Below are 11,862 nucleotides of genomic sequence, written 5' to 3' on the forward strand. Positions count from 1 at the left end.
GCACAAGCATGCCAGATGCTCAGATGGCTATAAATTGGGATGTAGTTAGTACAGTGGCCGTTCACCACTGTACAGATTTATTGTCAGCTCGTTTCTTTCGTGCCTGCTCCTGACGGCGAAGCTTTGCGGCTCATAATTTTGCTGGCAATCAATTGCGCAGTACCTTTAAGCAAGCTGCGCTTATGCTCAAGTCGTGGTAAAGGACGGCTTAGTTCCATCGCTTTATAACCAATGCGTGCGGTAAATATACCCGCGCTTAAGCCTTGTGCTGCACGTCCTGATAATTTACCTAGTAATTCAGCACTGAGCGCTGTAGCAGCTAAATCCGATACTAACTCAGCACTGCCAACAAACATCACTTGCTTGATCAACATACGATAGAGCTTGATCCGGCTAGCATAACCAAATCCGATACCGTAAATCTTACCTATTTGCTCAATCAGTTTTGTGCCCCGCCAAAGCACAGCCATCATATCCACCAGCGCTAATGGACTTAATGCCACTAACAAGCCTGATTCAGTGGCAAAACGGTTGATCAGCTTTTTAGCTTGAGTATCTTGTTTCACTAACAAACTATCGGCGTACAAGGTCATGATCTCTTTATCGCTATGATGGCTATCAATGCTTGCTTTAAACTCATCAAACCCAGTTAACTGCTGATGTTTATTGAGTTTTTCAAGCCAAGGTAGTGCCCCACCAACCTGTTCGCTATTGAGCAAACGATCCGCTTCATGACGATGTAATTGATTGCGCTTTAAGCTGCGCAACATTCTATACTCACGCCATAAGAGCTTGCCTAACAACAACACGCCACTGAGCACTGCAATTAAATATACGCTGCCTAAGATGATGGATTGCTGAAATGTCACAACCATAGAAAATATAAATTCAGCTAACACTAAAGTTATAAAGCTAATCGCAAACACCCCTTTCAGAGTTTGCCATTTTGACTTTTTATAAACAGGGGTTAAATCAATCTCTTCATCTTGGGGCTCATCGATAACGTGCTCATATTCATACTCCCCTTGATCGATCACTTTAGCTGGGGTCAAGGTAAGTTCATTGTCTATTGGCTGTTCACTAGTATCAATACGTCTGCCGGCTTGAAAGCCTGAAGCGGTCTTGCTCATGTTAGTTTGTCTCCTAAAAGGTACTGCATGACATGATCTAAACGAATGTGTTTTAGTTGCTTGTCTGGACTTGGCATTGGTGCAAACGATAAAAACTCAAAACCATGGCTTGGCCACTCATCTTTATTGAGCATGCGCATTGGTGGCTGCGGTGGTAAGTAGGTCAACCATTGCGACTCTGATAACGGCTTACCATAAATACAATTGAGGGTTTTACCTTGCTCAACCACTTGTTTTGGCATGGTTGCCGTAATAGATGACATCGCCATAGTTTCTATTTTAACGCCATCAAATTTTAAGTGATTACTTTGCTCGTGCACTAATGAGTCCAACAACAGCGCTAAATCTTTATGGTGTGCACTACTAATATGATCTGACTTATTCGCAGCAAACAATAGTTTATCTATATTGGGTTTAAACAAGCGTTTCAAAAAGCCAGTTTCGCCATAGTTAAAATGCGCGAGTAATTGTTTGATCACATCCCCTTGCTCTTGCAGCGTCTCAGGCCCTTCATTGAGCGCACTGAGCACATCAACAAGCACTATTTGCCGATCAAAGTTGCGAAAGTGTTGTGTATAAAATGGCTTAACCACTTCTTTCACATAAGCATTAAAGCGCTTTTGCAAGTGCGCCAAATTAGACCCTGCAACCACCTCATCATTAGCCTGCGCAACTGGGAAAAACAGTAATAACGGTGCACCTTGTAACTCACCTGGCATCAGCATGCGTCCAGGTTGTAGCATCGCCAATTTAGTGTCTCTTTTAAGACTCACTAACAGCGTTTGATAGTGCGTAGCAATCGCGCTTAGCGCACTTTCATCTACTGGTGCTGTTAAATCAAGCTCGCTCAGTGCAGTTAAAAATGCTTGTGCCTTTTCAACCCGAGGAGAGCGCTGTAACAGTGCATATTGCTGCTCACTCCATTGTTGATAGCTTTGCTCTAGCATGGGTAAATCAAGCAGCCACTCACCGGGGTAATCAATAATGTCTAAATACAAGGTTGATTGCGGTGCAAAGTGACCACGTAAGCCTGCGTCACTCCGGTATTTAATTGCTAGACGTAAAGTATTTATGCGCTCGGTTGATGCAGGCCAGTGTGGTTGCCCTTCAAGCGGCAATAAAGCACTCAGGGCTTTAGGGTAATCAAATGTAGGAATGGTCAGCGCTTGTTGTGGCACTATTTTTGTGGCGATATGGCGCTGTTGCTGCATAACATCAAAAAACGGTAAGTTTTTGTCTGTTGCTTGGCTGGTTAAATGCTTTACTAAAGCGGTAATAAAAGCGGTTTTACCACTGCCACTGAGGCCAGTTACCGCTAATTTTACGTGTTGATCTAAACTACGGTGAACAGCTTTTTCAGCCTTACCTTTGAGTTTATTAAAGGCGTTTTTTGCAGATGAAGTGTTTATCATAATGAGCTAGCACTTCAGCGCCATTATAAATTAGGTGGCTAAAGTGCTATTAAGTCCTTTACAGCTTATTGATTTCACGGCTAACCGTAAACTCGGTTGAAGTAACATAACGTTCCATATCTTGTAAACGTATATCAACACGTCCCAAACGGTCTTTTAAATCTTGTAAAGCACGACGTGGTGGCTCACCTTTTTGCCATACTTTAAATTTTACTTCAAGAGGATCTTCGTGTTTTGCCGCATCAGTTTTGCTTTGTGCATTGGCAGGTTTTTTATCTAAAATAAACCACGCTGCGATGTAAGCCACAACAAACAACGGGCCACCAGCTAGTAACACTGCCGTTACTACGATAATACGTACTAACCACAATTCCATATTGAAATAATCACTGAGCCCTGCACATACACCGGCTATTTTACCACGTGCTGGATCTCTTAGCAGTTCACGTTTAGCACTCATACCTTGCGCCTCCACTGTGGGGCCTCTTGATCAAGTAGTGCTTCTAAAGTTTCTACTCGGTCAGCCATTTTATCTGCTTTTTGAGCAAGCTCAAGTAACTGGCGGTGTTCGTGTTCGCTCAAGCCTTGGCTTACTTGCTTTTTACTTCGGTAATGTAAAATTAACCAAAGGGGTGCTACCACAACCATAAAAATGATAATTGGAGCAACAAACACTTCTGCATCAAACATAACCCTCTCCTACACATCCATTAATTTATCAAGCATAGGGGGATGACTCCCCCTTTATTTATTATCTTTATTTATCAGCAAGCTTCTTTTTAAGTGCAGCTAATTCATCATCGATTTTTTCGTTTTGCTGTAACTCAGCAATTTCATCAGCCAATGACTTTTTGCCTAAGTCGTACGATTCTACTTGTGATTCTAGTCCATCAATCTTAGTTTCGTAGCGCTCAAAGCGATTTAATGCATCTTCAACTTTAGAACTGTCTAATGCTTTTTTCACCTCTAGGCGTGACTCAGCTGAGCGTTGACGTAAAATAATCGCTTTTTGACGTGCTTTTGCATCCGCTAACTTGTCTTGTAGCGTACTTACTTCCTGTTGCAGCTTATCAATGTGAGATTCTATGTGACTGAGTTCATCTTCAACAGCAGCAACCGCTTGTGCTGACTTTTGCTTTTCAAGCAATGCAGCACGGGCTAGATCATCACGGTCTTTGCTCAATGCCAGCTCGGCTTTATCTTGCCATTGAGCGACTTGCTCTTTTAATGTATCGACACGACGTACTAATTCTTTTTTCTCTGCTAATGTTTTCGCAGAGGTTGAACGTACTTCAACTAATGTGTCTTCCATCTCTTGGATGATCAGACGTACCATTTTTTCAGGATCTTCTGCTTTATCTAAAATGGCATTGATATTAGAATTAACAATATCTGCAAAACGCGAAAAAATTCCCATAACATTTACCTCTGTAGTGTTTAACTTAATTGGTCTGCTGTTACTGTTACAATATGCTTGCCAACTTTATAAAACATAAAATACAGTAATATTTTCATAATGTTAAACTAAAAATACAAATTCCTTTAGTTCTCCCTAATTATGAAATACACTAACTGTTAGTAAAAATGACTAAGAGTTAGGGAATATGAGCCAATTTCGCCAACAAGATAATTTACTCGGCCAATCAGACAGCTTTTTAGCGGTACTTGATCAAGTTTCACAGCTGGCAAGTTTAGATAAACCAGTACTGATTATTGGTGAACGTGGCACAGGTAAAGAACTGATCGCCGCCCGTTTACACTTTTTATCAAAGCGCTGGGAGCAAAGCTACATTAAGCTCAACTGCGCGGCACTTAACGAAAACTTGCTTGAAAGCGAATTGTTTGGCCATGAAAGTGGTGCCTTTACCGGCGCAAGTAAACGCCACGAAGGACGGTTTGAACGTGCCAATGCCGGTACGCTATTTTTAGACGAACTAGCAAATACCTCTGCCATGGTGCAAGAAAAACTATTACGGGTAATTGAATACGGTGAATTTGAGCGAGTCGGTGGTAAACAAACCGTCAAGGTCGATACTCGCTTAGTCTGCGCAACCAATGAAGACCTTCCTTATTTAGCCGAGCAAGGTGAATTTAGAAGCGATTTACTCGACAGGCTCGCATTTGATGTAATCACTTTACCGCCACTGCGCGAACGTCAGGAAGACATCATGTTACTCGCTGAGCAATTTGCGATGAATATGGCCCGTGATTTGGACTGGCAACTATTCAGTGGTTTCACCCGCAGTGCTGTGGAAATACTGCAAGGGCATGATTGGCCAGGTAATATACGTGAACTTAAAAATGTCGTGGAACGAAGCTTATATCGCCATGGCAGTGAACATATTCCCGTTCACCAGATTATTTTAGACCCATTTGAAAGCCGCTTTAGACCTAAGCAACGAATTAAAAAACTCCCCACTACAGCCGTAGAAGCAGCTCCTGTTGCAGTTGTCGCCAATGAACCGATAGTTGCAACAAGTACCCCGCAATTTCAGTTTCCATGTAGCTTAAAAGACCTCTCAAATGAATTTGAAATTGATTTAATAAAAAAAGCGCTTGAATATAGTCAATTTAATCAAAAGAAAACTGCAGAAGTACTTGGTTTAACGTATCATCAACTACGAGGCTATTTGAAAAAATACAACTTGTTAGATCAACAATAATAGTCAGAGGCTAAACGAGTGTATAAATTATTACTTGGTATCTTAACGGTATGCCTAACGGGTTGCTTAGATACCAAAGAAAAAACGCTAGAAGAAAAGAATCAGGGCTTAGTTTATTGCGCTGAGGCTAACCCTGTGTCGTTCAATCCCCAAGTGACGACCACAGGTTCGACGATCGATATTATTGCAAACCAATTGTATGACCGTTTGATCAGTATCGATCCCGTGACCGCTGAATTTAAAAGTGAACTGGCCACTGACTGGAAAATAAGTAAAGACGGCAAGTCAGTTACCTTTACCTTGCGCAAAGGAGTGAAGTTTCATACGACTGCATACTTTACCCCAAGCAGAGAGTTTAACGCTGATGATGTAATTTTTACCTTTAGCCGTTTATTCGATGTGTATAATCCTTATCACTTTGTTGGGGATGCCAATTACCCTTATTTTCAAAGTGTCGGCATTGACCAGCTAATACGGCAAATTGTTCGCGTGTCCGACTACCAAGTGCGCTTTGAATTATTTAATGCCGAAAGCAGCTTTTTAGCCAATATGGCAACTGATTTTGCAGTGGTTCTGTCTCGCGAATATGCCATGCAATTAAAACAACGCGACCAAGTTAATCTTTTTGATCAATACCCTGTTGGTACTGGGCCCTATGTTTATAAAGAGTATCGGCGCGATCACTTAGTACGCTATTATCGTAATCCTGACTATTGGAAGCACCACGTAGTGCTGGAGCAGTTGGTTTACGACATCACCCCAAATGGCACCACCCGAATTGCAAAAATGCTCACTAAAGAGTGCGATGTAACCGCACACCCAAGTAGCGCACAATTAAGTATTTTAGCCCAACGCGATGACATTAACGTACAAAAAGAAACCAATCTTAATGTAGGTTATTGGGCGTTTAATACCGAGCGCCCACCATTTGACGATTTAAGAGTACGCCAAGCACTGGCCCATGCCATTGACGTTGAAAAAATCATGCAAGCAGTTTATTACGGCAACGGTATTCGTGCGCAATCGTTATTACCGCCAACATCATGGGCATATCAACCACAAGCTAAACTACCCGGATTTAACCCTGATCTAGCTAAAAAACTGTTGATTGAGGCTGGCCTTCCTAATGGCTTTGATATGACCATTTGGGCTATGCCAGTGAGCCGAATTTATAATCCTAACGCACGTAAAATGGCCGAGCTAATGCAAAGCGATTTACGAAAAATTGGTGTAAACGTCAGCATTGTTGAGTATGAGTGGAACACCTTTATTCAACGCATAGGTGAACACCGCCATGACAGCGTGTTATTAGGTTGGGCTGCAGATACACCGGATCCAGATAACTTTTTTAGCCCGCTACTCAGTTGCACCGCGGCATTTAGCGGTAAAAACCCTGCGAATTGGTGTGATCCTGAGTTTGACTTACTCTTGACACAAGCGCTTGATACCACCGATTTAGCCAAACGAAAAGCCTATTATCAACAAGCACAAGCGATGATAGTGCGTGAACTACCTTTATTACCACTTGCCCACGGTATGCGGTTTCAAGCAAGTAGTGCCGATGTAGAAGGTATTCCACTTGGCCCATTTGGCGCAATTTCCTTAGCCAACGCGAGGAAAAAATAATGGTGTTAAATTATATTTTACGTCGTTTAGGCTTACTGTTATTTATGATGTTTACCTTGAGTGTATTTACATTTTCACTCAGTTATTTATTTCCCGGCGATCCGCTTAGTAATTTAAGTGGTATCAGTAATACCAGTTTTTCACAAACCAGTGAACTACAAGAAAAATATCACTTTAACGATAATTATTTAATGCAATATTTTGCTTTTATTGCGCGTATTGTGCAAGGCGACTGGGGCGTGTCGTTCGCTTCGGGCGACAGCGTATTTACTCATATTATCGAGCTATTCCCAGCCACGTTAGAGCTGAGTATTTATGCGTTAATTATTTCTGTGGTGGTTGGCGTTCCGGCAGGTATCTTTGCGGCGGCCTATCATCGGCGCTGGCCAGATAAACTAGTTAACTCCACGACATTAGTGGGCTACTCAATGCCGGTATTTTGGTTAGCTTTGCTGCTGATCATGGTGTTCTCATTACAACTAGGTTGGTTCCCGATGTCAGGGCGAATGGGCTTACTGTACGAGATCCCCTCCCAAACTGGCTTTATTTTGATTGATATTGTATTAGCAGACTTTCCTTATTCTGGTCTAGCAATGCTTGATGCTCTGCATCATTTAACCCTGCCGACCATTGTTCTGGCAATGTACCCTACCACTGTATTAGTGCGCTTTACACGAGAGTCAATGTTGCATGTGCTTGAGCAAAGTTTTATTAAAACCGCCCGAGCCAAAGGCTTAAACCGTGCCCAATTAATTATGCATCATGCCTTACGTAATGCCTTATTACCGGTTATAAAACAAATTGGTTTACAGTTTAGTACCTTGATCACTCTGGCGATGATCACTGAGGTGATTTTTTCATGGCCAGGTGTTGGGCGTTGGTTAATTGATAGTATTTATCAACGAGACTACCCTGCCATTCAAGGTGGCTTATTAGCGGTATCGATGTTTGTAATTCTGGCGACTATTATTGCAGAATTAACCTATACCTTGTTCGACCCGCTGTCACGGAATCAAGCGCATGGCAAAGTTTAATTTATTTTCAGAAGAGTCAAACAAATCGCCATTAGCGCGATTTTGGCGCAAATTTAAATCCAATCATCCTGCCTTAGTGGGGTTATGGATTTTTATCGCCTTTGCTATTTTAGCTGCGGCTGCGCCACTGATTGCACCATATGGAGTAAACCAGCAACACAGTGATGCGTTACTTATTCCTCCATCGTGGCATGAAATGGGCGATGTACGTTTTATACTCGGTACTGACGACTTAGGTCGCGATGTACTCTCACGGCTTATGAATGGCGCAACTTATACCTTTGGCTTATCAGTCATTGCTGCGCTGATCACCACCATCATAGGTGTGTTAGTAGGCACATTTGCCGGCATTAGCCGAGGTATTCGCTCAAGCTTTTTAAATCATCTACTCGATATAACCTTATCAATACCGTCTTTATTGTTAGCGATTATTATTATTGCGATATTAGGCCCAGGCCTGATGAATACCGTGTGGGCAATTATTTTAGCGCTATTACCGCAATTTATTCACTCGGTGCGTAACCTCATCGTCACTGAGCTTAATAAAGATTACATTACTGCATTTAAGCTTGATGGCGCATCGAATTGGCATATTCTCTCGCGCGGGATTTTTCCAAATATTTATGAGCATATTGTGGTTATTTTTACTATGGCATTATCGACCGCTATTTTAGATATTTCCGCTTTAGGCTTTTTAAAACTAGGGGCACAACCACCAACCACAGAGTGGGGTGCAATTTTAGCTGAAAACCTGGGTTTAATTTATTTAGCACCTTGGACCGTTGGCTTACCTGGGGTGTTACTCTTTTTAGCCGTGCTGTCGACCAACTTAGTGGGCGACGGGCTTCGCCAAGTGCTCAAAGCACGTAAGGCTGATTAAATGCAATTACTTGATATACGAAATCTGACCATAGAGCTGCGCACCTCTGATACTGTTATTCGCGCCGTAGATAGAGTGAACTTGAGCCTCAAAGAAGGTGAAGTACATGCATTAGTGGGCGAATCTGGCTCAGGTAAAAGCTTAATTGCTAAAGCCATTGTGGGTGTATTAAATAAACGCTGGCACATTACCGCCGACCGAATGCATTGGCGCGGCGTAGATTTAATGCGTCTATCAAACGAACAACGACGTAAAATTGTTGGTAGTGACATCGCAATGATTTATCAAGATCCTAGTCGTTGTCTTGATCCTACCGCAAAAATATTTGAGCAAATAGCCGAAACGCTCCCTGAAATAGCAAACTCCGGGTTTTTCTTAAAGCGTAACCGCGAACGTAAAGACCGAGTAAAAGCGCTGATCCACAAAGTGGGCATTAAAGATCACGAAAAAGTACTATCGAGCTACCCTCACGAGCTATCAGAAGGCGTATGTCAAAAGGTCATGATTGCTATGGCCATTGCTCGTACACCTAAGTTACTGATCGCCGATGAGCCAACTACAGCACTTGAAAGTACCACGCGAGCGCAGGTATTCCGGTTATTAAAAAGTTTAAATCAACTTAAAAACATGTCAATTTTAATGATCTCTCATGAACTTGAAGAAATCATTAATTGGTCTCATTGTATGCATGTACTTTACTGCGGACAAATGGTTGAAGCAGGCCCAACCCAACGTATTTTTGCTCAGCCTCGCCACCCTTATACGCAAGCATTATTAAAAAGCTTACCTGATTATGAGCAAGGGCTTGCCCATAAAGAACCTTTTTATGCACTAAAAGGGACAATCCCAACCTTACAGCATTTGCCTATAGGCTGTCGTCTTGGTCCTCGCTGTCCGCAGGCACAAAAAGCCTGTGTAGTAACACCGCCTTTAACTAAACAACATGGTCATAGTTATGCGTGTCATTTCCCTCTCATTAAGGTGATGAAATAATGCAACCTCTGTTAAAAGTGCAAGCCTTGTCAAAAAGCTTTAACCTGCGTGCTGGGTTATTTTCACGTAAGCGTTTTGAGGTATTAAAAAACATCTCGTTTTGTTTAGAGCAAGGTGAAACACTGGCTATTATTGGCGAAACTGGCTCTGGTAAAAGTACCCTAGCAAAATTACTCGCTGGAGCAGACAGCGCAGATGCTGGGCAAATCCTACTCGATGGCAACATCATCGAAAACAAAGGCGTTCGCGATCAGCAATGCCGCCATATTAGAATGATTTTTCAAGACTCCGAAGCCTCGCTAAACCCAGGTTTAACGATCGGCGATATGCTCGACGATTGCCTGCAATATAATACTTCTTTGGATAAAGTAACTCGCGCTGAAAAAATCACCGCAACACTGTCTAAAGTAGGTTTATTAAACGACCATCAGTATTACTACCCACATATGTTTAGTGGCGGTCAGCTGCAACGTGTCGCTCTAGCACGTGCATTAATACTCGACCCTAAGGTTGTAGTACTTGATGAAGCATTATCATCTCTGGACCCTTCTGTACGCGCACAAACCGTCAACCTGCTACTCAAGCTTCAACAGGACACGGGTCTCAGTTATATCTTGATCACTCACCACTTAAGTTTAGTACGCCACATCAGCGATCAACTTGTAGTACTCGATCACGGTGAAATTGTTGAATACGGTAGAACCGAGGATGTATTCCAAAAGCCAAAATCAAAAGTCACTCAGAAGTTGTTGAGTTGCTAAAAAAAGGTTCTAGGTTCTAGGAAAAGCCAGAGCAGTTAAGGGATATATATCTATCGCTGTTTGTGGTTAAAAAACGAAAGCCAATAGTAAAGCGGATTTATCAACCGCTTTATGCGAAATGAGAACATCGTATTTGGGATAGTGCTTACGTTTAACTCAGAAATAGTAGGTTCTGGAAAAATAGAACCTTAATCAACTCCAAACAGTCTGAAAAATCATCTATTTGTTGGCTTGGTTGGAAACAGGTTCTTGGTGATTACTAAAATAACGCCGAACACTTCCGCTAATGTACCACCCATATATAAATTTAACGACCATTCATCAAAAGCCAGCCAACCAAATCCTACGCAAAAAAATATAATATTCATCACGATAAGTTGGCCTATAAGTATTTTAATAAACCAATTGGCATAGGATTTTTTTAATTCTCTATCTGCTTTTGAATCTTCAACTTTCTCTGAAACTAAAGGATCTGTCGGGGTAGTTTTACTTTTATCTTGCAGGCTCGCTTTTATTAACGATGCTAAATTTCCCTTTTCTTGTACCGTCATTATAAAAGCCTCAATGCTTTTAATCTATGCTTAAGCGCTTCATGAGAAACCCCGAAATACATTGCTAAATTAAAATGATTTTTACCTGAACGCAATAATTTTTTTAAAATTGCTTCAGGCATTAATAAGTTAGCTGCGAACTGATTTGCAAATATTTCATCAGCATCAGTTCCGTTTGAAGCATTTGGGCCTCTTAAGTCAACATACTCATATTCAAGGCTTTCATCGTTAGACTCAATCCTGGAAACGTAATGACCTAATTCATGTGCGCAGGTAAATCGTTTTCGGTTACTGTGATCAGCATGATGTAAAGCGATGATCGGATCAGCACCAGCCTCTTTAATCAAGGCGCCGGAAACACTAGGTGGGAGTTCTGTATCCAAAACTTGTAATCCCATTTTTTTAGCTATCGAGACAGGATCAACAGGAAAGTCCTGATTAAGCCAAAGTGTTTCAAGTACTTTGTTAGCTTCAGTTTGTGGATTCAAGTTCATATAATTTCCTCAACTAGAAATTTCTGTTGTGTTTATACAGATAAAAGCAAAAAAACGTCAATTGCACTGATAATATATACAGTAGTTAATATTCAGTTTTTTACCAACATACATTTTAACACTATCACATAATTCTTAGTGTGTTTTTCTGCCATTCTAATATCAATAATAATTGTCACAACTGCTATTTAAAACTTCACAGGCGCAAAGGCTTTCGTTGCACGCTACCCAATTTTGTAAACTAAACTCGAACCTAGCACCTTTAACCTAGTACCTTTAGCCTTTAACCTTTAACCTTTAACCTTTCACCTAGTACCT

Annotated in this window: 13 protein-coding genes; 6 read left to right on the forward strand and 7 right to left on the reverse strand. The window is 41.5% G+C overall.

Going from position 1 to position 11,862, the window contains the following annotated elements; genetic code table 11:
* Positions 1 to 83: 83 nt before the first annotated feature.
* From H5201_RS19225 to pspA, 5 genes are all read right to left on the reverse strand, one after another.
* On the reverse strand, positions 84 to 1,130 hold the full coding sequence (locus tag H5201_RS19225) for a TIGR01620 family protein (RefSeq protein WP_182732486.1): 1,047 nt from the start codon (positions 1,128 to 1,130) through the stop codon (positions 84 to 86).
* A complete protein-coding gene (locus tag H5201_RS19230; RefSeq protein ID WP_220496354.1) occupies positions 1,127 to 2,542 on the reverse strand; it encodes a YcjX family protein in 1,416 nt (471 codons plus the stop codon). Before H5201_RS19230 ends, H5201_RS19225 begins: the two co-directional genes overlap by 4 nt.
* 58 nt (positions 2,543 to 2,600) lie before the next feature.
* Positions 2,601 to 3,002, reverse strand: coding sequence for an envelope stress response membrane protein PspC (gene pspC, locus H5201_RS19235; RefSeq protein WP_145241438.1), 402 nt, complete (start codon positions 3,000 to 3,002; stop codon positions 2,601 to 2,603).
* Positions 2,999 to 3,232 carry an envelope stress response membrane protein PspB gene (gene pspB / locus H5201_RS19240; RefSeq protein ID WP_145241440.1) on the reverse strand — a complete coding sequence of 78 codons (234 nt, stop codon included), beginning with the start codon at positions 3,230 to 3,232 and terminating at the stop codon, positions 2,999 to 3,001. The genes pspC and pspB overlap by 4 nt, the downstream gene beginning before the upstream one ends.
* Positions 3,233 to 3,299: 67 nt before the next feature.
* A complete protein-coding gene (pspA, locus tag H5201_RS19245; protein ID WP_145241442.1) occupies positions 3,300 to 3,959 on the reverse strand; it encodes a phage shock protein PspA in 660 nt (219 codons plus the stop codon).
* Positions 3,960 to 4,146: 187 nt separating this feature from the next.
* On the opposite strand from pspA, the gene pspF reads away from it, so the two are divergent.
* Genes pspF through H5201_RS19275 form a run of 6 tightly spaced genes read left to right on the forward strand, consistent with a single transcriptional unit; the run spans position 4,147 to position 10,499 of the window.
* Positions 4,147 to 5,205 carry a phage shock protein operon transcriptional activator gene (pspF, locus tag H5201_RS19250; RefSeq protein ID WP_182760496.1) on the forward strand — a complete coding sequence of 353 codons (1,059 nt, stop codon included), beginning with the start codon at positions 4,147 to 4,149 and terminating at the stop codon, positions 5,203 to 5,205.
* A gap of 18 nt (positions 5,206 to 5,223) precedes the next feature.
* Positions 5,224 to 6,831: an ABC transporter substrate-binding protein gene (locus H5201_RS19255; protein ID WP_145241446.1), complete on the forward strand. Its 1,608-nt coding sequence runs from the start codon at positions 5,224 to 5,226 to the stop codon at positions 6,829 to 6,831.
* On the forward strand, positions 6,831 to 7,865 hold the full coding sequence (locus H5201_RS19260) for an ABC transporter permease subunit (RefSeq protein ID WP_149980750.1): 1,035 nt from the start codon (positions 6,831 to 6,833) through the stop codon (positions 7,863 to 7,865). Before H5201_RS19255 ends, H5201_RS19260 begins: the two co-directional genes overlap by 1 nt.
* A complete protein-coding gene (locus H5201_RS19265) occupies positions 7,852 to 8,745 on the forward strand; it encodes an ABC transporter permease subunit (RefSeq protein WP_145241450.1) in 894 nt (297 codons plus the stop codon). Before H5201_RS19260 ends, H5201_RS19265 begins: the two co-directional genes overlap by 14 nt.
* Complete coding sequence (locus tag H5201_RS19270; RefSeq protein WP_149980751.1) at positions 8,746 to 9,738, forward strand: oligopeptide/dipeptide ABC transporter ATP-binding protein; 993 nt, start codon at positions 8,746 to 8,748, stop codon at positions 9,736 to 9,738.
* The gene (locus tag H5201_RS19275; protein ID WP_149980752.1) at positions 9,738 to 10,499 is read left to right on the forward strand and encodes an ATP-binding cassette domain-containing protein; all 762 of its coding nucleotides are present in this window, start codon (positions 9,738 to 9,740) and stop codon (positions 10,497 to 10,499) included. The genes H5201_RS19270 and H5201_RS19275 overlap by 1 nt, the downstream gene beginning before the upstream one ends.
* A 215-nt stretch (positions 10,500 to 10,714) precedes the next feature.
* Here H5201_RS19275 and H5201_RS19280 read toward each other — a convergent pair whose 3' ends face one another.
* Together H5201_RS19280 and H5201_RS19285 are read right to left on the reverse strand one after the other, a co-directional pair.
* Entirely contained in the window at positions 10,715 to 11,050 is a 336-nt protein-coding gene (locus H5201_RS19280; protein ID WP_182785218.1) for a hypothetical protein, read from the reverse strand.
* On the reverse strand, positions 11,050 to 11,544 hold the full coding sequence (locus H5201_RS19285; protein ID WP_149980754.1) for an ImmA/IrrE family metallo-endopeptidase: 495 nt from the start codon (positions 11,542 to 11,544) through the stop codon (positions 11,050 to 11,052). The genes H5201_RS19280 and H5201_RS19285 overlap by 1 nt, the downstream gene beginning before the upstream one ends.
* Positions 11,545 to 11,862 lie beyond the last annotated feature (318 nt).

The organism is Pseudoalteromonas sp. SG43-6 (assembly GCF_014164365.1).
GTDB lineage: Bacteria > Pseudomonadota > Gammaproteobacteria > Enterobacterales > Alteromonadaceae > Pseudoalteromonas > Pseudoalteromonas rhizosphaerae.